This window comes from Bradyrhizobium sp. SZCCHNR1017, from assembly GCF_032381375.1.
GTDB lineage: Bacteria > Pseudomonadota > Alphaproteobacteria > Rhizobiales > Xanthobacteraceae > Bradyrhizobium.
Genome location: NZ_JAUHIR010000009.1, coordinates 64,049 through 89,152, shown reverse-complemented (window position 1 = coordinate 89,152; position 25,104 = coordinate 64,049). Strand labels below are relative to the sequence as shown.

Here is a 25,104-nt window from a genome sequence, read left to right as displayed (position 1 = left end):
AGAAGAAAGCCCTTCGTGCGGCTCGCAGCCGTGATGGCTGCGATCTCCGCTCATCTCTGCAAGCGTGCTTGCAAATCCCATGCTCAGTTCGGGCGCGGGTGAGCTGTCTCATTCGCTGCCCCTGAACCGCGCCACGAGGCGATGCTGCTCGCCGGGATAGATCAGCCTGACAGCCGTGAGCGGCTGCCCCTTGCGCCAGGTGTGGCGCTCGATCACGAGGCAGGGTGCGCCGACCGCGATGTCGAGGCCTTCGGCGATTGCGTCGTCGGCGACGATGGCGCTGATCGCGTGCTCCGCCTCGGTCCAGGGCACGTGATGCAGCAGCCAGGAGCCCGGTGGATCGATCTTGAAATTGGCCTTCGCGGCATCGGGTACGGCGTCGAGATCGATCAGCCGGTCCTCGATCGCGAACGGGACGTTGTCGGCGCTGTGCCGGCAGCGGATCGCGATGACCTTGCACGGTGTCTTGACGCCGAGGCGCTCACGATCGGCGGCGTTGGCGGTGCGGCGCGTCGATGAGATCAGTTCATAGCCATAGGCGCGGCCGAGCGCGCTGATCTCGGCGCGGATGTCCGGGATCTTCAGCACCGCCGACAGGAACTGCGGACGCCGCACGAACGTTCCGGCACGGCGACGCCGCTCGATCAGGTCGGCCTGGGCGAGCTCCGATAGTGCCTTGTTCACGGTCATGCGTGAGCAGCCGTAATGCTCCATGATCTCGTGCTCGAACGGGATGCGGTGGCCGGGCGGCCATTCGCCGGTGAGGATGCGGCGCTCGATGTCCTGCCGGATCGTCTTGTAGAGCGTGCCGGCTCCCGGCTTGGCGCTGTCATCGGCGAGGCTCATGCGAGCAGCCTCCGCACCGCCGTGTTAAAGCCGCGCCTTGCCGCCTCGCGCGACCGATGATGGCCTCCCTGCACGACCTTGGCGCCGCCGGCCCAGACACAATCGATGGCGCCGTGCGACGTCGCGAAGATCCAGCCGTCGAGCAGCGCATCGCGCGTTCGCCCTGCGAGCGACGGATGCGACAGATCGAGCGTGAGGATGTCGGCGCGGCCGCCGACCTGCAGGCCGGCGAGCGGTTGCGCCAGCGCCTGTGCGCCGCCAGCAAGAGCGGCATCCAAGAGCGTGCGGCCTGTCGACGCATCCGGACCTGACGTCAGCACGTTGCGCTCACGATGCGTCAGCCGCTGGCCGTATTCGAGCTGGCGCAACTCGTCGCTCACGCCGACCAGCACGTTCGAGTCGGTCCCGACGCCGATGCGCCCACGCGCGCGCAGATAGTCGCGCGCCGGGAAGATGCCGTCGCCGAGGCTGGCTTCGGTGACCGGACAAAGGCCGGCCGTCGCGCCGCTCCTCGCAAGCGCCGCGGTTTCGTCCGCCGTCATATGCGTCGCGTGGATCAGGCACCAGCGGTCATCGACGTCGTGGTGATCGAGCAGCCATTGCACCGGGCGCTGGCCGGACCAGGCGAGGCAGTCCTCGACCTCCTTCACCTGTTCGGCGGCGTGAATGTGGATCGGGCCACCCTCGGCGAGCGGCAGCAGCGCGGCCAGTTCATCCGGCGCGACCGCCCGCAGGCTGTGTGGCGCGATGCCGAGATTGGCGCCATGAAGCGAGCTGATCGCCTTGCGGGAGGCCGTCAGCAGTTTGGCGAACTGATCGATATCGCAGATGAAGCGCCGCTGGCCGTCATGCGGCGCCGCGCCGCCAAAGCCGCCATGCGCGTAGAAGCTCGGTAGCAGGGTCAGGCCGATGCCGGATGTCTGGGCCGCCGCGGCGATGCGCCCCGCCATCTCGGAGACATCGGCGTAAGGCGTACCGTCGCGATCGTGGTGCAGATAATGGAATTCACCGACCCGCGTGAAGCCGCGCTCCAGCATCTCGACATAGAGCAGGACCGCGACCGCCTCGACATCCTCGGGGCGCATCGACAGGGCGAAACGGTACATCGTCTCGCGCCAGGTCCAGAACGTATCCGTCGAGTGGCCGCTGATCTCGGCAAGCCCGGCCATGCCGCGCTGGAACGCGTGGCTGTGCAGGCTGGCGATGCCGGGGATCGCGACCTCATGTTGCTCGTCGTCGGAGGTCGGAGGCACGCCGGCGGATACCGACTCGATTGCGCCATTGCTGATGACGACCTGCACGTCCTCGGCCCACCCCCTGGGCAGAAGCGCGGATGCGAAGTGCAGTGACGCCATGATCGATAAGCCCGCTGGACAGGACGGCGGAGCTAAGTTTATGTATAGACATATCGCCCGTCAAGCTTTCGTGAAGGGGGAGGCAGCATGGCCCAGCGTTTCGACCGGATCTGGCAGAATGCGCGGCTCGCGACCTTGTGCGAGGGGCAGCCGGGCCTCGGCGTGATCGAGCAGGGCGTGATCGCTGCGCGCGATGGCCGCATCGCCTTTGCCGGTCCGCAATCGGAGTTTCCGGCAGATGGAGATGCGCCCGAGCGCATCGATTGCGAGGGACGCTGGATCACGCCGGGTCTCGTCGACTGCCACACCCATCTTGTCTTTGGAGGCGACCGTGCGCACGAGTTCGAGCTGCGGCTCGCCGGCGCGAGCTATGAGGAGATCGCGCGTGCCGGCGGTGGCATCGTGTCCACCGTCGCGGCGACGCGCGCCGCCAGCGAACAGGAATTGATCGCCCGCGCGCTGCCGCGGCTCGATGCGCTACTCGCCGAAGGCGTCACGACGATCGAGATCAAATCCGGCTATGGCCTGGAGGCCGCGACAGAGCTGCGACAATTGTCCGCAGCCCGCGCGCTCGGCAGCCAGCGGCCGGTCAGCGTGCGCACCAGCTTTCTCGGCGCGCATGCGTTGCCGGTCGAAGCCGGTGGCGACAAGGACCGCTACATCGACCTCGTCTGCAACGAGATGCTGCCGGCGGTTGCCAGGTCAGGCCTCGCCGATGCGGTCGACGCGTTCATGGAAAATATCGCTTTCTCCGCTGCGCAGACATCGCGCGTGTTCGCGGCGGCCAAGGCGCTCGGCCTGCGGGTCAAGCTGCATGCCGATCAGTTGTCGAACCTCGGCGGCGCCGCGCTCGCGGCCGAGTTCGGCGCGCTGTCCGCCGATCATCTCGAGCATACCGACGAAGCGGGTGCTGTTGCGATGGCGCGGAGCGGCACGGTGGCGGTGCTCCTGCCTGGCGCGTTCTACTTCATCCGCGAGACGCAGAAGCCGCCGGTCGAGCTGTTTCGCAAGCACGGCGTAAAGCTCGCGCTGGCGACCGACTGCAATCCGGGCTCGTCGCCGCTGACCTCGTTGCTGCTGACCATGAACATGGCGGCGACCTTGTTCCGGATGAAGGTCGATGAATGCATCGCCGGCGTCACGCGCGAAGGCGCCCGGGCCTTGGGCTTGCTGGCCGAGACCGGCACGCTGGAGGCCGGCAAGTGGTGCGATCTTGCGATCTGGGACATCGGCCGTCCCGCGGAGTTGGTCTACCGCATGGGCTTCAACCCGCTGCACCGGCGCGTGTGGAGGGGCCAATGAGCACGATCGTCGCAGAGCCCGGCCACGTCAGCCTCGATGATCTCGTGCGCGTCTACGCAGGCGCGTTGCTCACGCTGGATCCGGCGTATTGGCCGCGTTTCGAAGCGGCAGCAGGGATTGTGGCGAAGGCGGCGCAGGGCGCCGAGCCGGTCTATGGCATCAACACCGGCTTCGGAAAGCTGGCTTCCAAGCGCATCCCGCCTGACCAGACGGCCCAGCTCCAGCGCAATCTCATTCTCTCGCATTGCTGCGGCGTCGGCCCCGCGACGCCTGAGCCGGTGGTGCGGCTGATGATGGCGTTGAAGATCATCTCGCTCGGCCGCGGCGCCTCTGGCGTGCGCTGTGAGATCATCGAACAGTTGCAGGCGATGCTGGCGCGCGGCGTATCGCCCTTTGTGCCGCAGCAGGGCTCGGTCGGCGCCTCCGGCGATCTCGCGCCGCTCGCGCATATGACCGCCGTCATGATCGGCGAAGGCCAGGCCTTCGTCGACGGCCGGCTCGTGCCGGGCCGCGAGGCGCTGGCGCGCGCCGGCCTCACGCCGGTTACGCTCGGGCCGAAGGAAGGGCTGGCGCTGATCAACGGCACGCAGTTCTCGACGGCCTATGCGCTCGCCGGTCTGTTCCGCGCGCATGATCTGCTCAACGCTGCCCTGGTGACGGGCGCACTGTCGGTCGATGCGGCGATGGCTTCGACGGCGCCGTTCCGGCCCGAAATTCAGGCGCTGCGCGGTCATCCCGGCCAGATCGCAGCCGGCCGCGTGCTCACCGAACTGCTCGACGGCAGCGCCATCCGGCTGTCGCATCTGGAAGGGGACGAGCGCGTGCAGGATCCGTATTGCCTGCGATGCCAGCCGCAGGTCGCCGGCGCGGCACTCGATCTGCTGACACAGGCCGCGCGCACGCTGGTCACCGAGGCCAATGCCGTCACCGACAATCCGCTGGTGCTGGCCGACACCGGCGAGATCATCTCCGGTGGCAATTTTCACGCCGAGCCGGTGGCGTTTGCCGCCGACCAGATCGCGCTGGCATTGTCCGAGCTCGGCGCGATCAGCGAGCGGCGCATCGCGACGCTGGTCGATCCCGCGCTGAACTTCGGCCTGCCGCCGTTCCTGACGCCGGAGCCGGGCCTGAACTCCGGCTTCATGATCGCCGAGGTGACGGCCGCGGCGCTGTTCGCCGAAAACAAGCAGCGCGCGCTGCCGTGCTCGATCGACTCGACGCCGACCAGCGCCAACCAGGAAGACCACGTCTCGATGGCTGCACATGCGGCGCGCCGGTTGTACGACATGGCCGACAATCTCGCTGCTATCATCGGCATCGAGCTGCTCGTCGCCGCCCAAGGCATCGAGCTGCGAGCGCCGCACGGCACCAGCGCGGCGCTGTCTGCTGTCATTGCCGCGCTTCGCGCGCATGTGCCGGCGCTGGTGCACGACCGCTACATGGCCGACGATCTCGCCAATGCGGCCGCGCTCGTCGGTGGCGGTGTGCTGGCCACGGTTGCAACGCATGCACTCGGACGCGATCCGTTTCCCAAGCTTGGATGAGAGGGACCCATGAACCGACGCCTGGACAACGAACGGGTGATCCGCGCTCCCCGTGGCAGCGACATCAGCGCCAAGAGCTGGCTCACCGAAGCGCCCTTGCGCATGCTGATGAACAATCTCGATCCTGATGTGGCGGAGAAGCCGAGCGAACTGATCGTCTATGGCGGCATCGGCCGCGCCGCGCGCGACTGGGACAGCTTTGATCGCATCGTCGCCTCCTTGCGCAAGCTCGAGGCGGACCAGACGCTGGTCGTGCAGTCGGGCAAGCCGGTCGGCATCTTCCGCACCCATCCGGATGCGCCGCGCGTCTTGATCGCCAACTCCAACATCGTGCCGCATTGGGCGACGCTCGATCACTTCAATGCGCTCGATAGAATGGGCCTGATGATGTACGGCCAGATGACGGCCGGCTCCTGGATCTATATCGGCAGCCAGGGCATCGTGCAGGGCACCTACGAGACATTCGTCGAAGTCGGCCGCCGTCACTACAACGGTGATCTCTCCGGCAAGTGGATTCTGACCGCGGGCCTCGGCGGCATGGGCGGCGCGCAGCCGCTTGCGGCGACCATGGCTGGCGCCTCGATGCTCGCCGTCGAATGCCAGCCGAGCCGCATCGAGATGCGGCTGCGCACCGGCTATCTCGATCGCCAGGCCACGACGCTCGACGAGGCGCTGGCGCTGATGGCCGACGCCGCGACGACCAAGAAGGCGGTGTCGGTCGGCCTGCTCGGCAATGCCGCCGAGATCTTCCCCGAGCTCGTGCGTCGTGGCGTGCGGCCGGATATCGTCACCGACCAGACCAGCGCGCATGATCCGATCAACGGCTATCTGCCGAAGGGCTGGACTCTCGCAGAGTGGGAAGCCAAGCGTGCTTCGGAGCCGAAGGCGGTCGAGCAGGCGTCGAAGACGTCGATGGTCGGCCACGTCCAGGCCATGCTCGATTTCCACGCCATGGGCATCCCGACGCTCGACTACGGCAACAACATCCGCCAGATGGCGAAGGACATGGGCCTCGCCAATGCCTTCGACTTCCCGGGTTTCGTGCCGGCCTATATTCGCCCGTTGTTCTGCCGCGGCGTCGGCCCGTTCCGCTGGGCGGCGCTGTCCGGCGATCCCGAGGATATCTACAAGACTGACGCCAAGGTGAAGGAGCTGCTGCCCGACAACAAGCACCTGCACAACTGGCTCGACATGGCGAGGCAGCGCATCAAGTTCCAGGGCCTGCCGGCGCGGATCTGCTGGGTCGGCCTCCGCGATCGCCATCGCCTTGGGCTTGCCTTCAACGAGATGGTCGCCCGCGGCGAAGTGAAGGCGCCGATCGTGATCGGCCGTGACCATCTCGATTCCGGCTCGGTGGCGAGCCCGAACCGCGAGACCGAGGCGATGAAGGATGGCTCGGACGCAGTGTCGGACTGGCCGCTGCTCAACGCACTGCTCAATTGTGCGAGCGGCGCCACATGGGTGTCGTTGCATCATGGCGGCGGCGTCGGCATCGGCTATTCGCAGCATGCCGGCATGGTGATCGTCGCCGACGGCACGGCGGACGCTGCGCGGCGGCTGGAACGCGTGCTGTGGAACGACCCGGCGACCGGCGTGATGCGCCACGCCGATGCCGGCTATGAGGACGCCATCGCCTGCGCCGAGGCCAATGGTCTCGATCTGCCGAGCCTCGTCCGTTAAGCGCTGATGGGTTGAAGAGCGGCCCCTGATTGTGGTCTCATGCTGGCAACGCGGCGGGAACGCGTCGCGGCGCAGGGGACGCTCATGGGAATCGCCTTTCCGTTCTCGGCCATCGTCGGCCAGGACGAGATGAAGCTGGCGCTGATGATCGCTGCTGTCGATCCCAAGGTCGGTGGCGTGCTGGCCTTTGGCGATCGCGGCGCCGGAAAATCCACCGCGGTGCGGGCGCTCGCCGCGCTCTTGCCGCCGATGAGCGCCGTGATCGGCTGTCCCTATCAATGCGATCCGGCCGACGTCGCCGCGCAATGCGCCGCGTGTCGCGCGCGCTCCAAGCCGAGCGGCAAGACAAAGAAGCCGGCGGCGTTGAAGGCGCACCAGGTGCCGGTTCCGGTCATCGACCTGCCGCTCGGCGCCACCGAGGACCGCGTCGTCGGCGCGCTCGATCTCGAGCGTGCGCTGGCTCATGGCGAGAAATCATTCGAGCCGGGGCTGCTTGCTCGCGCCAATCGCGGCTTTCTCTATATAGACGAGGTCAATCTGCTGGAGGATCATCTCGTCGATCTCCTGCTCGACGTCGCCGCGTCAGGCGAGAACGTGGTCGAGCGCGACGGTCTCAGCATCCGCCATCCCGCCCGCATCGTGCTGGTCGGCACCGGCAATCCGGAGGAGGGCGAGTTGCGGCCGCAATTGCTCGATCGCTTTGGCCTATCGGTCGAGGTCAAGACGCCCAATGATCTGCCGACGCGCATCGAGGTGGTCAAGCGGCGCGATGCCTTCGAGACCGATCCCACCGCCTTCGTTGCACATTGGGAGAAGGAGGAGGCGAAGCAGCGCAAGCGTATCCTCGCGGGCCGTGAGCACATCGGAGCGGTCAAGGTCGCCGATCGTGAGCTCGAGCAGGCCGCACGCCTCTGCATGGCGCTCGGCACCGATGGCCTGCGTGGCGAACTCACCTTGATGCGGGCGGCGCGCGCGGTAGCGGCGCTGGAGGGCGCAAAGGCGGTCGATGACCGCCATCTGAAGACGGTCGCGCCGATGGCGTTGCGGCACCGTCTCAGGCGCAATCCGCTCGATGATTCCGGCTCGTCGGTGCGGGTCGAGCGCGCGCTCGACGAGCTGTTCGCGCCGTGAGCGATGGCGCCGCGATCTGGGCCGATGCGATGATCGCGGCCGCTCTGGCCGCGATCGACCCGTCCGCGTCGGTGCTGCTGCGTGCGGGCGCAGGTCCGGTGCGCGAGCAGTGGCTGGAGCTGTTGCACGAGCTGATGCCGCCGTCGACACCCTTGCGCAAGCTGCCGCCGTCGATCTCGGACGATCGCCTGCTTGGCGGCCTCGATCTCGCCGCGACGTTGCAGGCGGGGCGGCCGGTGCTGCAACGTGGGCTGCTCGCCGATGCCGATGGCGGCGGGCTGATCGCCGTGATGGCCGAGCGCATGTCGCGGTCGACGGTCGCACATCTCTGTGTTGCCGTCGACACCGGGGCTATCAGCATCGAGCGCGATGGCATGTCGCTGCGCGCACCGGCTCGGCTCGGACTGATTGCGCTCGACGAGGGCATCGGTGATGAGCGCGTGTCGCCTGCCTTGGCCGACCGCCTGGCCTGCCATCTCGATCTCAGCAAAGTTGCGCGCGTCGATCTCGGCGAGAGCCTGTTCAAATCGTCCGACATCGCAGCAGCGCGTGCGCTGCTGCCGCGGGTCCGTTCGTCGGACGAGGCGGTCGCGGCGCTGACGATGACGGCCGGCGCGCTCGGCATCGACTCGCTGCGCGCGCCGCTGCTCGCCTGTCGCGTCGCGCGCATCGCAGCGGCCCTTGATGGCGAGGTCGAAGTCGCCGAAGCGCACATCGCCTGCGCCGCGCGGCTGGTGCTGGCGCCGCGCGCCACCCGGCTGCCCGCAGCAGATGACGAGACTGAGAACAGCGAGGCGCCGGAGCCCGAGAATGAGTCGGCCGAGAGTGAGGACGACGACCGCAGCGAGGACGGTCCGCTCGAGGATCGCGTGGTCGAAGCGGCGCAGGCGGCCGTCCCAGCCGACCTGCTGAAGCGGCTGCAGGAGGAACGCGCGACCCGCGTCCGCAGCAGCAGCGTCAGCAAGCAGGGCGCTGCTCAGAAGGTGCCGAAGCGCGGCCGTCCGATCGGCGCGCGTCGCGGCGAATGGCGCGCCGGCGCGCGGCTCAACGTGCTCGAGACCTTGCGCGCGGCAGCGCCGTGGCAGCCGCTGCGGCGGCGGACGCAACATTCCGGCAAGAGCGGCCGGCTGATCGTGCACAAGGACGACATTCGGATCACCCGCTTCAAGCAGCGCTCGGGCACCACGACCATCTTCGTCGTCGATGCTTCCGGCTCCTCGGCCTTGCAGCGGCTTGCGGAAGTGAAGGGCGCCGTCGAGCTGCTGCTGGCCGAATGCTACATTCGCCGCGACGAGGTCGCGCTGATCGCGTTCCGCGGCAGGGGCGCCGAGCTGCTGCTGCCGCCGACGCGCTCGCTGACGCGCGCCAAGCGCAGCCTCGCGGCGCTGCCCGGCGGCGGCGGCACGCCGCTGTCGGCAGCGATCTTCGCCGCAACCGAGCTCGCGCTCGCCGTGAAGGCCAAGGGCCAGACGCCGACGATCGTTTTGATGACCGACGGCCGGGCGAATGTCGCGCGCGATGGCGGCGGCCGCAGCGAGGCCGAGGCGGAGGCGCTGGTGGCCGCACGGCAGCTCGCGCTGACCGGCATTCCGGTCGTGCTGGTCGATTCCTCGCCGCGCCCGCAGGACAAGGCCGCGCAGCTCGCCGGTGCGATGCAGGCGCGTTACGTCGCGCTGCCTCATGCCGATGCCGTACGGTTGTCGCAGGCCGTTATGGCGCAAGCCGGCCGCGGCTGATTGCGGTGGAACCCCCGGCGTCAAGCTGCGTTCCCAACGGCGACTGACAAGAGGATCGGTCATCGCTATGCTCACCCACTCGTATGGCAGCGCTTGCCTGCCGTCGCCCGATATCGTCACACAGGAGCACGCCATGCAGGTCGCCTCGACTACACAGAGTGATCATGCGGCTGACACGCGCGCTGTGACGATGCCGCCGCCGCTTGCAGCGCCAAGCTTCGAACTCGCCGATCTGCGTACGGGCCGCATCACCTGCTATGGCGACGGCCCCGCCGCCCCGGCGGAGCAGCGGCCGCTGCTCTTGATTCACAGCGTCAACGCCGCGGCGACGGCCTACGAGATGAAGCCGCTGTTCGAGCACTACCGCCAGACGCGTCCGGTCTATGCGCTCGACCTGCCGGGCTTCGGCCTGTCGGACCGCGCCGACCGCATCTATACGCCGCGCATCATGACCGATGCGATTCTGCTCGCCACGAACGAAATTCGCCGCCGTCATGGCGACGTCGCGATCGACGCCATCGCGTTGTCGCTCGGCTGCGAGTTCGCCGCGCGCGCCGGCACCGAGGCGCCGAACCTGTTTCGCACCTTGGCGCTGCTCAGCCCGACCGGCTTCGATCGCCGCGCCGAGGCCGCGGCCGAGTCGGCGGGCACCAAGGACACGACCCGCGCCATGCCGTGGGTCCGCAACATCCTCAACGTCCCGCTGTGGAAGCACGGCTTCTTCACCCTGCTGACCTCGCGCGCCAGCATTCGTTTTTTCCTGCAGAAGACCTTCGGCCGCAAGGACATCGACGAGGGCCTGCTGGAGTATGACTACATCACGACCCATCAGCCCGGCGCCGAGAACGCGCCGTATTCCTTCGTCTCCGGCTATCTGTTCAGCACCAATGCCCTGAAGCTCTACCAGGCACTGGCGATGCCGGTCTGGATGGTGCATGGCGTGCGCGGCGATTTCGTCGACTATCACGGCAAGCACGCCGTCGAGGCTCTGCCCAACTGGCAGATCGAGGTGATGCAGACCGGCGCGATGCCGCATTTCGAACAGCTTGATAAAGTCGTCGCCAGCTACGATGATTTCCTGACGCGCGCGGCCGATCGTTGACGATGCCGGCGGCGTCCAACCGCGTGGGCCGGCATGAGCGACAAGCCGAACTGGAGCGTCGACGGCAGCGACTGGCCCAACCGCGCAGCCAGCCGCTTCGTCGAGGCCGCGGGCCTGCGCTGGCATGTTCAGATCATGGGCGAGGGGCCCGTTGCGCTGCTCGCCCATGGCACGGGAGCCGCGACCCATTCCTGGCGCGATCTCGCGCCGCTGCTCGCCAGGCACTTCACCGTCGTCGCGCCGGATCTCTCCGGCCACGGCTTCACCTCCACGCCGCATGGGCGGCGGCTGTCGCTCGACGGCATGTCGCGCGATCTCGCTGGCCTCTGCGAGAAGCTTGCGATCGCGCCTGAAATCGCGATCGGCCATTCCGCGGGCGCGGCGATCCTGACGCGCATGACGCTCGACAATCTCATCAGGCCGAAGCTGATCGTCAGCCTCAATGGCGCCTATCTGCCGTTCGGCGGCGCGGCCGCGCAGTTCCTGTCGCCGCTCGCCAAGATGATGGCGCTCAATCCGCTGGTGCCGCGGCTGTTCGCCTGGCGGGGCCGCGATCCGGCGGCGGTGCATCGGCTGCTGAAGGGCACGGGCTCGACGATCGACGCGACAGGCGAGCGGCTGTATCGGCGGCTGGTCGGCAGCCCCGGCCATGTCGGCGCCGCGCTCGAGATGATGGCGAACTGGGACCTGCATCCGCTTGGGCGCGAGCTGCCGCGGTTGAAGACCGCGCTGCTTCTGGTCGCGGCCGCGAATGACCGCGCCATCCCGCCAGACGTCGCGCGTCGCGTCCAGCGATTGGTGCCCCAGGCGCAGCTCGAACTCATTGATGGCCTTGGTCATTTGGCCCATGAGGAGCAGCCGGCCAGGATCGCGGGCCTGATCGTCAACGCCGCCGAGCGCGCGGGCGTCCTTGCAGCGCAGCAGGAAGCGTCCAGTTAAATTGACATTTTTGGCTGGCGAAAGCGTCAATTTCAATTTACGCTTTCGCCCATGCTCGACGTCTCCACCATCAAGGCCGCTGTCCCGGCTGTGCTCGGAGACCGGCCGCATGCGGTCGTGATCGGCTCCGGCTTCGGCGGCCTCGCCGCAGCGGTCCGGCTCGGTGCGCGCGGTTATCGCGTCACGGTCTACGAGCAACTCGATGCGCCCGGCGGCCGCGCCTATGTGCATCGCCAGGACGGCTTCACCTTCGATGCCGGCCCGACCATCGTCACCGCGCCGTTCCTGTTCGAGGAGCTGTGGCAGCTGTGCGGTCGGAAGATGTCCGACGACGTCACGCTCAAGCCTATCTCCCCATTCTATCGCATCCGCTTCGACGACGGCACCGTGTTCGACTGCTCGGGCGACGCGGCCGAGATGCGTGCCGAGGTGGCGCGCCTGGCACCCGGCGACGTCGATGGCTACGAGCGCTTCATGAAGGCGAGCGAGGCGATCTTCAGAAAGGGTTTTGAGGAGCTTGGCGACGTGCCGTTCCTGTCGTTCATGGACATGGCAAAGATCGCGCCGGCGATGATCAAGCTGCAGAGCTTTCGCTCGGTGTATGGGCTGGTCTCCCAGCATGTGCGCGACGAGCGGCTGCGCGTGATCTTGAGCTTCCATCCGCTGCTGATCGGCGGCAACCCGTTTACGACCACGTCGATCTACTGCCTGATCGCCTATCTCGAGCGTCGCTGGGGCGTGCACTTTGCGATGGGCGGCACCGGCGTGCTGGTCAACGGCCTCGTCAGCCTGATCGAGGGGCACGGCGGCCAGGTGCGCTGCTCGGCGCCCGTGGCCGAGATCACCACGAAGAACGGCGTTGCGACCGGCGTGCGGCTCGCATCCGGTGAGACGATCGCCGCCGATGTCGTCGTCTCCAACGGCTGCGCGGCCTGGACCTACAAGCATCTGCTGCCGAGCGTGCCGCGCCGGCGCTGGACCGATGCGCGCATCGACCGTGCGCGCTACTCGATGAGCCTGTTCGTCTGGTATTTCGGCACGAAGCGCCGCTATGATGACGTTCAGCATCACACCATCCTGCTCGGCCCGCGCTATCGCGGCCTGCTCGACGACATCTTCCGCCGCAAGGTGCTGGCGGATGATTTCAGCCTCTATCTGCATCGCCCCACCGCGACCGATCCGTCGCTGGCGCCCGATGGCTGCGATGCTTTCTACGTTCTGTCGCCGGTACCGCATCAGCAGAGCGGCATCGACTGGTCGGCGACGGCCGAGCCGTTCCGCCAGCGGATCGAGACCGCGCTGAGCGACACGCTGCTGCCGGACCTTGCCGGCCAGCTCGTTACGTCGCGGCTGCTGACGCCGGATGATTTCGAGCATCGCCTGTCGTCCTATCGCGGCGCGGCGTTCGGGCTCGAGCCGGTGCTGATGCAGAGCGCCTGGTTCCGGCCGCACAACAAGAGCGAAGAGGTCGAGCGGCTCTATCTGGTCGGCGCGGGCACCCATCCCGGCGCCGGCCTGCCGGGCGTGTTGTCCTCGGCGCGTGTGCTCGATGATCTCGTGCCCGCGCCGCATGAGCTGGAGCGACGATGAGCTGGCAAACGGACATTGCGATCTGTCGGCGGATGTTGCGGGGCGGATCGAAGACGTTCTTTGCCGCCTCGAAAGTGTTGCCTCGCGCGGTTGGCGATGCCGCCGTCGCGCTCTACGCGTTCTGCCGCGAGGCCGATGATGCGATCGACGGGCCCGGCCGCCGCGTCGACGCCGTCGAGCTGCTGCACGAACGGCTCGACCGGATCTATCATGGCACGCCGGACGACAGTCCCGTCGATCGCGCGCTGGCCGGTGTCGTGGCGCAGTTCACGATTCCGCGCACGCTGCCGGAGGCGCTGCTCGAAGGTCTCGCCTGGGATGCGCAGGGCCGCCGCTATGAGACCCTGAGCGACGTGCTCGCCTATGCCGTGCGCGTCGCCGGCACGGTCGGTGTGATGATGTCGCTGCTGATGAACCGGCGTGAGGCCGAGACGATCGGACGCGCCTGCGACCTCGGCATCGCCATGCAGCTCACCAACATTGCCCGCGACGTCGGCGAGGACGCGCGCGCCGGCCGGCTCTATCTGCCGCGGCAATGGCTGCGCGAGGCGGGTCTCGATATCGAGACCTGGCGTGCCGCGCCGTTCTTCGACGACCGCATCGGGCGGGTCACGGCGCGACTGCTCGCGGTCGCCGACGTGTTCTATGCGCGCGCTTCTGCGGGCATCGCCGATCTGCCGTGGACCTGCCGGCCCGGCATCCATGCGGCGCGGCTGATCTATGCCGAGATCGGCCGCGAGGTCGCACGTGCCGAATTCGATTCGCTGTCGCGGCGCGCATTCGTCTCGATGCCGCGCAAGCTGCAGCTTCTCGGCAAGGCGGCGGTGATGTCGCTGCTGCAGGAGCAGCCGTCGCTGGCGCCGCCGCGGCCGGAGGCGCGCATTTTGATCGAGGCGGTCGTCGCGGCGGATGCGCAGCGCCCGCACGCGATCGCGCCGCCGCGCCGGACTGTTCACGATCGCGCGCTGTGGGTGCTCGATCTGTTCGAGCGCCTGGAGCGACGCGATCAGTTGCTGCGCTCGGGGCGGATGTCGTAGCGAGGCGAGGTCGTCGCCATCACGTATGAGACGACTCGCGGACGACGGTACGACCGCGTTGGCGCGACCAGTGTGGCTCGGCTGCGATGTCATGACACGCGAAGTCATGAGCTGGACACCAGGTGAGACGCGATGAGTGACGCGCCATGAGCGAGATGGGCGGCCTGCTCGAATTCGTCGTCGTCACCATGTGTGTGCTCGGCTGGCTCGTGCTCGAATGGCAAGGCCGCCGCCTCGACCGCCAGCGCGCCGAGCGCGAGGCCAGGGAGCGCGAGGCGGAGAAGCGGTAGGGTGGGGGAGGCGGATTCACGTCTCAAACAGCGATCGACATGGCTTCGCGTTCTCGCGGCAGAGGTTGCCCGAGTCTGCGATGATCTTGTCCCTCGCAAACAGTGCAGAGGGCGCAGGGAATGCCGGGTGAAGGCCTCACCCATGGCCCGCCTGCAGAAAAAATGCAGGCGGCAGGTACCACAGGCAAAGCCGATTCAACCGGCATTCCCTGCGCGACGGTCTTCACGCTTATACGCAGTCTCCCTGGTGCGCCGGGCTTGTTGGCCACCATCACCACGCGGCACATGAGCGCCATCGCGGCTTGATACCAGCGTCGGGGTATCAGGACGCTGCGACTTCACGTCCGCAAGACATCGTTCGTCGGCACCCTCGTCGAAGAGAATGCTGCGATCTCTCGCGGCCATCGCATCCCCACCTCGCGTGTCGTGACGATCGCGCGCTACGCCCCTCTGCGGTGAGGCGGGATGCGCGTAGACAATCATGATTTCAGATAAATAGCAAGAGATTTATTATTATCGGAATCTGTCTCGCCGCATTCCGCCGTCGTTCCGCGACCATTGCAGGTCCGCTGCGCTCGCCAGCGACTGCAGCCAACGTCGCCCCTGTCCCATCCTCACCACCGCGGCATCCGGAACGGCAGCATGGCCTGGACGATCGGCATCTGGAAGCGGTCGAGCGACAGGCTCTCATGCATCACCTCGACATCCTCGCCGTGCAGACGGGCGGCGAGATGGGAGCGCGCGTAGAACGGGGCGTCCTCCAGCGTGTTCACGACGCGCACCGGTGCGCCGGCGTCGGCGCGGGCGCTGCGGTCGACGCGCCACAGCGTCTTGCGCAAAGGCGCCTCCGTGAGCGGCGTGATCGATTCCAGACGGCCCGCGGGGTCGACGTGCAGCGCGAGCGACGTATTGGCGCCGTCGCGTGCGACCGTGTCATACGAGATCACGGTGCCGGTGCGCGTCGCCGCGCGCGACCATTGCCAGCTCTGGAAGTCGCGCTCCAGCGGCGCGTCGCCATGGTTGGTGTCGAAATAGCCGTCGCCGCGCCAGCGCAGATCCGGATGATCGAAATCGACCGACACGCGGCAGCATGGCGCGATCGGCTGCCAGCGATGGCGTCCCTCGGCATCGAGCGTGAACGCGATCTCGGTCAGCGCCGTCGGCACGACGCGGACGCGACCGCGCAGTGGCAGCGGCCAGGGCACGCTGACCTCGCTGATCTCGATAGTGAGTTCGCGGCCGTTCCAGGCGAGGCTGCTCGGACCGAGCCTGAGGCTCGCAGGCTCACGCGTGATCGCGCCGCGTCCGCGCTCGGTCATGGCCCAGCGCCGCGCGCGCGCGCCATAGAGCGCAACGTTGAGCGCACAGTGATTTTCGGGATCAGCCGCTCCCCGCCGCCGCGACCACGCGTAGTACGGCGAGAACACGCTGCCGACGAAGGCAATGAGCGTAATGCCGAAGCGGCCGTCATCGCTCAGCGCGTCGACATACCACCACGCATAGCCGTGTTCCGGGACAAGGCGGTCGAAGCGAGGTCCGCGATCGCCCGTGCAGCGGCCATCCGGCCCGACAGCGCCGCCATCGGCACGCCCGGTCCCGGATGTGCGCTGCCCCCCGCCACGTAGAGCCCCGGCAGCTTCGTCGGCGCGCCCGGCCGCTGGAACGATGCCATCCAGCCGTGCGAGCTGCGGCCGTACAGCGCGCCCCCCGTGCCCGGAAACATCCGGTTGAAGTCCGTCGGCGTCGTCACGCGGGTCAATTCCGGCGTCGTCGCGATGCTGAGGCCGCAGCGCTGCAACAGGTCGAAGGTCTGGCGGGCACATTGGCTGATCTCCGGGGGAGCAAAGCTGTGATGGTCGCCGGTGGCGGGGGCGTTGATCAGCACGAACAGCGGCTCGCTCGTCGCAGCCTTGCGCGGCTGGTCGTCGCGCGCCTGCGCGCAGACATAGACGGTCGGCTCCTGCGGCATCGTGCGACGGTCGATCAACTGCTCGAACTCGGCGCGGGAGTCGCGCGAGAAGAACACGTTGTGACGCAACAGCGGAAAGCCGTCGGCGCGCGCCATGCAGCTCCAGGTCATCGCCGAGAGCGAGCGCGCCGATTCCGGGATGGCGGGGAGGGCTCGCGCCGCCTCGGGTCCGAACAGGCCCTGCGCCAATGCCGCGACATCGGCGGTGGCGATGACGGCGTCGGCGGCGATCTGCTCGCCATTGGCGAGCCGCACGCCCGCAGCGCGGCCGGCGTTCGTCGCGATGCCCGCGACCTCGGCGTCATAGCGGATGGTGACGCCGCGGCGCCGCGCCAGCGCCGCGAGGCACGCGGCGAGCTCGTGCATGCCGCCGTCGATCAGCCAGACGCCGGACTGCTCGACATGGGCGACCAGCATCAGCGTCGCCGGCGCATGGAACGGCGACGAGCCGCAATAGGTCGCGTAGCGGCCGAACAATTGCTGCAGGCGGGCATCGCGGAAATAGCCGCCGAGCGCCTTCCACAGCGTCTGGAATGGGCGGATCGCGGTGAGGTCGCGAAAGCCGGCGGTGCGCAGGAGATGCGTCATGCTCGGCGCCGGCGTGCGGATGAACGGATCGCGCAGGACCTCGAAGATGCGGCGGGCATCGCGGCAGAAGGCGCGATAGCCCTCGGCCTCGCTGCGTCCGGCGAAATGACCGATGGCGTCGGCCGATTGCTCCTCGTCGGCGAACAGATCGAGCGTGCGGCGATCGGTCCAGGCGTGACGAGCGAGAACGTCGAGCGGCGTCAGGGTGAGATGATCGTCGAGTGCGGTGCCGATCTCGGCAAATAGCTCGTCGAACACCCAGCGCATCGTGAACACGGTGGGACCGGAGTCGATGCTGACAGGTCCGATCGCGATCTGGCGCATCTTGCCGCCGGGCGCGGGCGCGCGCTCCAGCACCGTCGCCTCGGCGCCGCGCGCGGCGAGCGTGAGCGCAGCGGCCAGCCCGGCGATGCCGGCGCCAACCACGATCAGGCGGTGATCGGCCATTTCCTCGCACCTCCCGTCCGCAGGACCTGACACGGGAAATGTCTAGCATGATTTACATTATGGGTGTAAGCTGTAATTTACATAAGCGAGGGCCGGGTGGACCTCGCGATAGGGGAGGCGGACATGGACGTGGTGGCCCGGATCGAGAAATCCCTCGTCGCAGCGGTCGCTTTGGCCGACCGGCCCGGATGTCCGCCACGGCTGTCGGCGGCGATGCAGGCCGCAGTGTTCCCCAAGGGCGCGCGGGTCCGGCCCCGGCTCTGTCATGCCGTGGCCGCAGCCTGTGGCGACGACGAGCCCGCGGCGACCGACGCCGCCGGGTCGGCGATCGAGCTGTTGCACTGCGCCTCGCTGGTGCATGACGATCTGCCGTGCTTCGACAACGCGGCGCTGCGACGCGGGCGGCCCTCGGTGCATGCCGCGTTCGGCGAGCCGCTCGCGGTGCTCGCGGGCGACGCGCTGATCGTGCTCGCGTTCCAGACGCTGGCCAAGTCGCGCTGCTCGCCGCTGCGGCTGGCGCAGCTGATCGCGACCATCGGCGATGCCGTCGGCGTGCCGCATGGCATCTCGGCTGGGCAAGCCTGGGAATGCGAGCCGCAGATCGATCTGTCGCGCTATCACCGCTCCAAGACTGGCGCGCTGTTTGCGGCGGCCACCGTGTCGGGTGCCGCTGCGGCAGGGCATGAGAATCCGGAAGCGTGGCGCACGCTCGGCGAGACCATTGGCGAGGCCTATCAGGTCGCCGACGACATTCGCGATGCCGCCAGTGATGAAGAGGAGGCGGGCAAGCCCGTCGGCCAGGACGCCGCGCATGGTCGGCCCAACGCCGTGCTGATCTATGGGCTCACCGGCGCCGTCAGCTATCTGCACGACCTCGTCGCCGACGGTATCCGCACCATGCCGCCCTGCGCCCACGCGCACGAGCTGCGTTTGCTGATGGAGCAGGAAGCCAAGCGCCTCGTGCCGCGCCGCCTGGCGGCGTCGGCGGCGTGATTGTTCGGCCGCATGGGATGGCGACGGTCTCACCACACGAGCGTTGCTCACCCTCCCCTGGAGGGGGAGGGTCGAAGCGCGCGAAGCGCGCGGCGGGGTGGGGTGACAGCCCATCCGCGCGCGCAGTGCCGGTGATACCCCGCAGGCTTAGGCAGGCGCAGCGAAGGGCATCGGGACTCATAAGCACCAATTTCCGAGCCCACCCCACCCCGCCGCGCGCTTCGCGCGCGGCGACCCTCCCCCTCCAGGGGAGGGTGGGCACCTGCGTGTGTCGAGCCATTCGGACCAATCAACTGCGTCAGCCAGCGCAACCTTCGTGGTTGGAGCCGTAGCGCCATGCCTGGGGCCATCCGCCACAACACGCCGGCGCCGGTCAGCTTCGGCGATCGCTGGCGCGGCTGGCGGGACGGGCTGCTGGCGAGTGCGGCATTCCAACGCTGGGCGGCGGCGTTTCCGTTGACGCGGCCGATCGCGCGCAAGCGTGCCGCGCAGCTGTTCGATCTCTGCGCCGGCTTCGTCTATTCGCAGACCTTGGCGGCCTGCGTGCAGCTCGATCTGTTCGAAGGCTTGCGTTCCGGCCCCCGCGATGTCGCGACACTGGCGTCGCGCGCGGCGATGGCCCCCGACGCGATGCTCAGCCTGTGCGAGGCGGCGTCCGCGCTTCAGCTGCTCGAGCGCCGCGGTGCGGCGCGCTACGGGCTCGGGCCGCTCGGCGCGGCGCTGGTCGGCAATCCCGGGATCGCCGCCATGGTTCGACATCACGCCGCGCTGTATGCCGATCTCACCGATCCCGTGGCGCTGCTGCGCGGACATGACCGCCAGCGCCGGCTCGCGCAGTACTGGCCGTATGCGCTGGACAAGACCGGCGATGCGCTGACACCCGACAGCGTCGCGCCCTACACGGCGCTGATGGCGGCGTCGCAGCCGATGATCGCGGACATCGTCCTCGCAGCCTATCCCCTGAGCGGCCACCGTTGCCTGCTCGATGTCGGCGGTGGTGACGGCAGCTTCCTCGCCGCCGCCGCGCGGGCTGCGCCGCAACTGCAGCTCGAGCTGTTCGATCTGCCCGGGGTCGCCGCGATCGCGCAGGAGCGTCTCGCCAGGGCCGGGCTCGCCGATCGCGTCACGATCACGGCCGGCAGCTTCTACGATGATGCGCTCCCGACCGGCGCGGACGTGATCTCGCTGATTCGTGTCGTGCACGATCACGACGACGACGCCGTGGCGCGGTTGCTCGCGAAGGTGCGCGCCGCCTTGCCTGACGATGGCGTGCTGCTGCTGGGCGAGCCGATGCGCGAGGCGGCCGGCGGGGCCGACGGCGTCAGCGCCTATTTCGAGATCTATCTCCGCGCGATGGGACAGGGGCGGCCGCGCAGCGCCGCCCGCTTGCGCGACCTGCTCCAGGCGGCGGGTTTTTCGCAGGTGCGAGTGCTTCGTACGCGAATTCCGCTGATCGCAAGCGTGATTGTCGCGAAAAGCTGACACCCGGACTGTAAATAAATATTGACACTTCTTTCAGTCAGGCTAACCTGACACCCGTAACTAAGCGGGCGTCGCTGGGGAGTTGGGCTATGGACGCGATCGCCGTCGTACTGGGGAGGCCGAGGCAATTGTCGCTGCAGCACCTGGTGCTCGCAGACGTCCCGGACTGCCTGACCGTCGACATCGAATGGAGCGCGATCAGCACCGGTACCGAACGGCTGCTGTACGAGGGCCGCATGCCCCAGTTTCCCGGCATGGGCTATCCGCTCGTGCCGGGCTACGAGGCGGTGGGCCGCGTCGCGCACGCCGCCCCGCATTCCGGTTTTCGCAAAGGCGAGCGCGTGTTCGTGCCGGGCGCGGCGCGCTGCTTCGGCGAGGTCAGGAGCCTGTTTGGCGCCGCCGCCTCGCGCCTCAACGTTCCCGCGCAGCGCATTGTTGCGATCGATGAGACGACGGGCCGGCGCGGCGTGCTGCTGGCGCTGGCGGCCACCGCCTATCATGCATTGTCAATCGGTGGTGACGGCCAGGCCGAATGCGTGGTTGGCCATGGCGTGCTCGGCCGTCTGCTGGCGCGGCTGATCGTGGCGATGGGCGGCGATCCGCCCGTGGTGTGGGAGAGCAATCCGGAGCGCGCCGTTGGCGCGACGGGCTATCGCGTCATCGATCCCGCAGAGGACAGCAGACGCGACTATCGCCTGATCTTCGATGCCAGCGGCGATGCCGGCCTGCTCGACAGCCTCATTGCTCGCCTGGCGCCACGTGGCGAGATCATCCTCGCCGGCTTCTACAGCGCGCCGCTCTCCTTCTCCTACCCTCCGGCCTTCATGCGCGAGGCGGCGATCCGCGTCGCCGCCGAATGGAAGCACGAGGATCTGCTCGCGGTGCGCAATCTCATCGACACCGGCAGGCTGTCTCTGGATGGGCTGATCACGCACCATGCCGACGCTCTGTCCGCGGAGAGCGCCTACCGGACCGCGTTCGACGATCCGTCATGTCTCAAAATGGTCTTGGACTGGAGAGCTGCAGCATGAACGCCCCGATCAAGATCAGTGCCGAAATTAGTGAGATGACCGATGCCCTGCGCGCCGAAGCGGCGATCGAGCCGGATGCGCCGTCGACGGCTGCACCGAAGAAGGCCACGCAGATCATCGCGATCTACGGCAAGGGCGGCATCGGCAAGAGTTTCACGCTCGCCAACCTGTCCTACATGATGGCCCAGCAGGGCAAGAAGGTGCTCCTCATCGGCTGCGATCCGAAGAGCGACACCACCTCGCTGCTGTTCGGCGGCAGGGCCTGCCCGACCATCCTCGAGACCTCCTCGAAGAAGAAGCTTGCCGGCGAGGAGGTCAAGATCGGGGACGTCTGCTTCAAGCGCGACGGCGTGTTCGCGATGGAGCTCGGCGGGCCCGAGGTCGGCCGCGGCTGCGGCGGACGCGGCATCATCCATGGCTTCGAGCTGATCGAGAAGCTCGGCTTCCACGATTGGGGCTTCGACTACGTGCTGCTGGACTTCCTCGGCGACGTCGTCTGCGGCGGCTTCGGCCTGCCGATCGCGCGCGACATGTGCCAGAAGGTGATCATCGTCGGCTCCAACGATCTGCAATCGCTCTACGTCGCCAACAATGTCTGCTCGGCGGTGGAGTATTTCCGCAAGCTCGGCGGCAATGTCGGCGTCGCCGGCATCGTCATCAACAAGGACGACGGCACCGGCGAGGCCGCCGCATTTGCCGAGGCGACCGGCATTCCGGTGCTGGCCTCGATCCCGGCGGACGACGACATCCGCCGCAAGAGCGCGAGCTATCAGATCATCGGCCGGCCTGGAACGCCCTGGGCGCCGCTGTTCGAGCATCTCGCCAAGAACGTCGCCGAGGCGCCGCCGCAGCATCCGCACCCCCTGACGCATGACGGCCTGCTCGGTTTGTTCAAGGGCTCGGATGTGGGACGCGGCGTCGTGCTGGAGCAGGCGACGCTCGAAGACATGTGTGGCAGCGCCGCGGTGACCAAGCCGTCGCTCGAAGTGATCTACGACAATTTGTGATGGGATCGGCCGACGAGCGGAATGTAATGCAATGAGCGATCCTGTGGTCCATCAGGCAATGAGCGCGCAGAGCGGCGCAGAGGCAGGCCTCCTGCCGGTGCAGCCCGAGGCGCTCGGCTGTCATGCCGGCAAAGCCGAGCTCAAGAAGGCGGCGGATGCCGCCGGCAAGAGCGAGGTGCTGGCGCGCTATGCCGCGGATTATCCGGCGGGACCGCACGACCAGCCGCAGAGCATGTGTCCGGCGTTCGGCTCGCTGCGCGTCGGCCTGCGGATGCGGCGCACCGCGACCGTGCTGTCGGGCTCGGCCTGCTGCGTCTACGGCCTGACCTTCACCTCGCACTTCTACGGCGCGCGGCGCAGCGTCGGCTACGTCCCGTTCAACTCGGAGACGCTGGTCACCGGAAAACTGTTCGAGGACATCCGTGAGGCGGTCTTCAAGCTGGCCGATCCCGCCAACTACGACTGCGTCGTCATCATCAATCTCTGCGTCCCCACCGCCTCGGGCGTGCCGCTGCAGATCCTGCCGAAGGAGATCAACGGCGTCCGCATCATCGGCATCGACGTTCCAGGTTTTGGTGTGCCGACCCATGCCGAGGCCAAGGATGTGCTCGCCGGCGCGATGCTGAACTACGCGCGCCGCGAGGCGGAGCAGGGCCCGGTGCAGGCGCCGCGGGCGCCACGCGGCGACAAGCCGACCATCACCCTGCTGGGAGAGATATTCCCCGCCGATCCCGTTGGCATCGGCATGATGCTGGCGCCGCTCGGCCTTGCCGCTGGTCCGACCGTGCCGACGCGCGAATGGCGCGAGCTCTATGGCGCGCTGGATTGTGCGGCGGTGGCGGCGATCCACCCGTTCTACACGGCTTCGATCCGCGAGTTCGAGACGGCGGGCCGTCCGATCATCGGCTCGGCGCCGGTCGGCTGCGATGGCACCGCGGATTGGCTGGAAGCTGTCGGCAAGACCTGCGGCGTCGGGCGCGCGCAGATCGACGCGGCGAAGAACGCGGTGCTGCCGGCAATTCGCGCGGCGCTTGCGGCCACGCCGATCCGCGGCCGGATCACGCTGTCGGGCTATGAAGGCTCGGAGCTGCTGGTCGGGCGCCTGCTGGTCGAGAGCGGCGCCGATCTGCGTTATGTCGGCACCGCCTGTCCGCGCACGCGCTGGTCGGAGGCCGATTGCGCCTGGCTCGAGAGCCGCGGTGTGCGCGTGCAGTACCGCGCCTCGCTGGAGCGGGATCTCGCGGCGGTCGATGAGTTCGCGCCGGATCTCGCCATCGGCACCACACCGGTCGTGCAGAAGGCCAAGGCGCGCGCGATCCCGTCGCTCTACTTCACCAATCTGATCTCGGCGCGGCCGCTGTTCGGCGTGTCCGGAGCCGGCTCGCTGGCGCAGGTCGTCAACGCGGCGATCGCAGGCAAGGCGCGCTTCGACGAGATGCGCGACTTCTTCGAAGGTGTCGGTGAGGGCGACAATGCGGGCGTGTGGCAGGGCACACCGGTCGAACGTCCCGAATTCCGCGACAAGTTCCGCAAGGCGGTCGCGGCGCAGACCAGGAAGCGCACGTCCGGGGAGATGGTGTGATGCTGATCCTCGACCACGATCGCGCCGGCGGCTATTGGGGAGCGGTCTACGCGTTCACCGCGATCAAGGGCCTGCAGGTCATCATCGACGGCCCCGTGGGCTGCGAGAATTTGCCGGTGACCTCGGTGCTGCACTACACCGACGGCCTGCCGCCGCATGAGTTGCCGATCGTCGTCACGGGTCTCGGCGAGGACGAGCTCGGCCAGAAGGGCACCGAGCAGGCGATGAAGCGCGCCCGCGCCGCGCTCGATCCGGATCTGCCGGCGGTGGTCGTCACCGGCTCGATCGCCGAGATGATCGGCGGCGGCGTCACGCCGGAAGGCTCCAACATCAAGCGCTTCCTGCCGCGCACGATCGACGAGGACCAGTGGCAGAGCGCCAACCGCGCGTTGAGCTGGCTGTGGAGCGAATACGGCCTGCGCAAGATCCCGGAGCGCAAGCCGCGCAAGGACGGCGAGAAGCCGCGCGTCAACATCATCGGCCCGATCTACGGCACCTTCAACACGCCGTCGGATGTCGCCGAGATCCGTCGCCTGCTCGAAGGCATCGGCGCCGAGATCAACATGGTGTTTCCGCTCGGCAGCCATCTCGCCGATGTCGGAAAGCTGGTCGATGCCGACGTCAACGTCTGCATGTATCGCGAGTTCGGGCGGCTGTTGTGCGAGACCTTGGAGCGGCCTTATCTGCAGGCGCCGATCGGGCTGCATTCGACGACGAAATTACTGCGCTCCCTGGGCGAGATGCTCGGCCTCGATCCCGAGCCGTTCATCACCCGGGAGAAGCATACGACGATCAAGCCGCTGTGGGACCTGTGGCGCTCGGTGACGCAGGACTTCTTCGGCACCGCGAGCTTCGGCATCGTCGCGTCCGAGACCTACGCGCGGGGCCTGCGCAATTTCCTGGAGACCGAGCTCGGGCTGCCCTGCAGCTTCGCGATCTCGCGCTGCGCCGGCGCCAAGACCGACAACGACGCCATCCGCAAGGCCATCCATGAGCGGCCGCCGCTGGTGCTGTTCGGCAGCTATAACGAGCGCATGTATGCGGCGGAAGCCGGCAACCGGTCGATCTACATCCCGGCCTCGTTCCCGGGGACGGTGATCCGCCGCCACACCGGCACGCCGTTCATGGGCTACTCCGGCGCGACCTACGTCGTGCAGGAGGTCTGCAACGCGCTGTTCGATGCGCTGTTCAACATCCTGCCGCTCGCCACCCAGCTCGACCAGATCGCGGCGACGCCGGCGCGACTCGAGCGCGAATTGCCGTGGGATGACGGCGCCAAGTTCGCGCTGGATCAGATCATCGAGACGCAGCCGGTGCTGGTGCGGATTTCGGCGGCCAAGCGGCTGCGCGACGCGGCCGAGCGCGGCGCGCGCCAGGCCGGGTTGGACAAGGTGACGGAGGACGTTCTCGCGCATGCGCGGTCGCAGCTCGCAACGGGCCAGGCCGCATAGGC

The 25,104-nt window shown here is 68.1% G+C and carries 20 protein-coding genes; 16 read left to right on the top strand and 4 right to left on the bottom strand.

Annotation, left to right across the window (positions count from 1 at the left end):
* Nucleotides 1-108: 108 nt before the first annotated feature.
* Both hutC and QW863_RS22070 read right to left on the bottom strand, forming a co-directional pair.
* On the bottom strand, nucleotides 109-846 hold the full coding sequence (gene hutC / locus QW863_RS22075; protein WP_315714284.1) for a histidine utilization repressor: 738 nt from the start codon (nucleotides 844-846) through the stop codon (nucleotides 109-111).
* Nucleotides 843-2,201, bottom strand: coding sequence for a formimidoylglutamate deiminase (locus QW863_RS22070; RefSeq protein ID WP_315714285.1), 1,359 nt, complete (start codon nucleotides 2,199-2,201; stop codon nucleotides 843-845). The genes hutC and QW863_RS22070 overlap by 4 nt, the downstream gene beginning before the upstream one ends.
* 87 nt (nucleotides 2,202-2,288) lie before the next feature.
* On the opposite strand from QW863_RS22070, the gene hutI reads away from it, so the two are divergent.
* From hutI to QW863_RS22020, 10 genes are all read left to right on the top strand, one after another.
* Nucleotides 2,289-3,503, top strand: coding sequence for an imidazolonepropionase (gene hutI / locus QW863_RS22065; protein WP_315714286.1), 1,215 nt, complete (start codon nucleotides 2,289-2,291; stop codon nucleotides 3,501-3,503).
* Nucleotides 3,500-5,047 carry a histidine ammonia-lyase gene (gene hutH / locus QW863_RS22060; protein WP_315714287.1) on the top strand — a complete coding sequence of 516 codons (1,548 nt, stop codon included), beginning with the start codon at nucleotides 3,500-3,502 and terminating at the stop codon, nucleotides 5,045-5,047. Before hutI ends, hutH begins: the two co-directional genes overlap by 4 nt.
* Before the next feature lie 9 nt (nucleotides 5,048-5,056).
* Nucleotides 5,057-6,727, top strand: coding sequence for a urocanate hydratase (hutU, locus tag QW863_RS22055; protein ID WP_315714288.1), 1,671 nt, complete (start codon nucleotides 5,057-5,059; stop codon nucleotides 6,725-6,727).
* Between the two features lie 84 nt (nucleotides 6,728-6,811).
* A complete protein-coding gene (bchI, locus tag QW863_RS22050) occupies nucleotides 6,812-7,858 on the top strand; it encodes a magnesium chelatase ATPase subunit I (RefSeq protein ID WP_315714289.1) in 1,047 nt (348 codons plus the stop codon).
* Nucleotides 7,855-9,594: a magnesium chelatase subunit D gene (locus QW863_RS22045; RefSeq protein WP_315714290.1), complete on the top strand. Its 1,740-nt coding sequence runs from the start codon at nucleotides 7,855-7,857 to the stop codon at nucleotides 9,592-9,594. The genes bchI and QW863_RS22045 overlap by 4 nt, the downstream gene beginning before the upstream one ends.
* A 133-nt stretch (nucleotides 9,595-9,727) precedes the next feature.
* A complete protein-coding gene (locus QW863_RS22040) occupies nucleotides 9,728-10,696 on the top strand; it encodes an alpha/beta hydrolase (RefSeq protein ID WP_315714291.1) in 969 nt (322 codons plus the stop codon).
* A gap of 33 nt (nucleotides 10,697-10,729) precedes the next feature.
* Entirely contained in the window at nucleotides 10,730-11,635 is a 906-nt protein-coding gene (gene bchO / locus QW863_RS22035) for an alpha/beta fold hydrolase BchO (RefSeq protein ID WP_315768650.1), read from the top strand.
* A 51-nt stretch (nucleotides 11,636-11,686) separates the two neighbouring features.
* Nucleotides 11,687-13,225 carry a phytoene desaturase gene (locus QW863_RS22030; RefSeq protein ID WP_315714293.1) on the top strand — a complete coding sequence of 513 codons (1,539 nt, stop codon included), beginning with the start codon at nucleotides 11,687-11,689 and terminating at the stop codon, nucleotides 13,223-13,225.
* Nucleotides 13,222-14,262, top strand: coding sequence for a phytoene/squalene synthase family protein (locus tag QW863_RS22025; RefSeq protein ID WP_315714294.1), 1,041 nt, complete (start codon nucleotides 13,222-13,224; stop codon nucleotides 14,260-14,262). Before QW863_RS22030 ends, QW863_RS22025 begins: the two co-directional genes overlap by 4 nt.
* A gap of 146 nt (nucleotides 14,263-14,408) precedes the next feature.
* Nucleotides 14,409-14,552, top strand: a complete 144-nt coding sequence (locus QW863_RS22020; RefSeq protein WP_315714295.1) for a hypothetical protein — start codon at nucleotides 14,409-14,411, stop codon at nucleotides 14,550-14,552.
* A gap of 614 nt (nucleotides 14,553-15,166) precedes the next feature.
* Here the strand turns inward: QW863_RS22020 and QW863_RS22015 are convergent.
* Nucleotides 15,167-15,871, bottom strand: a complete 705-nt coding sequence (locus QW863_RS22015; protein WP_315714296.1) for a hydratase — start codon at nucleotides 15,869-15,871, stop codon at nucleotides 15,167-15,169.
* Between the two features lie 155 nt (nucleotides 15,872-16,026).
* A complete protein-coding gene (gene crtD / locus QW863_RS22010) occupies nucleotides 16,027-17,556 on the bottom strand; it encodes a 1-hydroxycarotenoid 3,4-desaturase CrtD (RefSeq protein ID WP_315714297.1) in 1,530 nt (509 codons plus the stop codon).
* A 123-nt stretch (nucleotides 17,557-17,679) separates the two neighbouring features.
* Here crtD and QW863_RS22005 point away from each other — a divergent pair, with 123 nt between their 5' ends.
* The 6 genes from QW863_RS22005 (at nucleotide 17,680) to bchZ (ending at nucleotide 25,102) form a co-directional block, all read left to right on the top strand.
* Nucleotides 17,680-18,549, top strand: coding sequence for a polyprenyl synthetase family protein (locus QW863_RS22005; protein WP_315714298.1), 870 nt, complete (start codon nucleotides 17,680-17,682; stop codon nucleotides 18,547-18,549).
* Nucleotides 18,550-18,885: 336 nt separating this feature from the next.
* Nucleotides 18,886-20,031, top strand: coding sequence for a methyltransferase (locus QW863_RS22000; RefSeq protein ID WP_315714299.1), 1,146 nt, complete (start codon nucleotides 18,886-18,888; stop codon nucleotides 20,029-20,031).
* Between the two features lie 89 nt (nucleotides 20,032-20,120).
* On the top strand, nucleotides 20,121-21,062 hold the full coding sequence (gene bchC, locus QW863_RS21995) for a chlorophyll synthesis pathway protein BchC (protein WP_315714300.1): 942 nt from the start codon (nucleotides 20,121-20,123) through the stop codon (nucleotides 21,060-21,062).
* On the top strand, nucleotides 21,059-22,069 hold the full coding sequence (locus QW863_RS21990; protein ID WP_315714301.1) for a chlorophyllide a reductase iron protein subunit X: 1,011 nt from the start codon (nucleotides 21,059-21,061) through the stop codon (nucleotides 22,067-22,069). The genes bchC and QW863_RS21990 overlap by 4 nt, the downstream gene beginning before the upstream one ends.
* A 31-nt stretch (nucleotides 22,070-22,100) precedes the next feature.
* A complete protein-coding gene (bchY, locus tag QW863_RS21985; RefSeq protein WP_315714302.1) occupies nucleotides 22,101-23,651 on the top strand; it encodes a chlorophyllide a reductase subunit Y in 1,551 nt (516 codons plus the stop codon).
* Entirely contained in the window at nucleotides 23,651-25,102 is a 1,452-nt protein-coding gene (gene bchZ / locus QW863_RS21980) for a chlorophyllide a reductase subunit Z (RefSeq protein ID WP_315768646.1), read from the top strand. Before bchY ends, bchZ begins: the two co-directional genes overlap by 1 nt.
* Nucleotides 25,103-25,104: the final 2 nt, after the last annotated feature.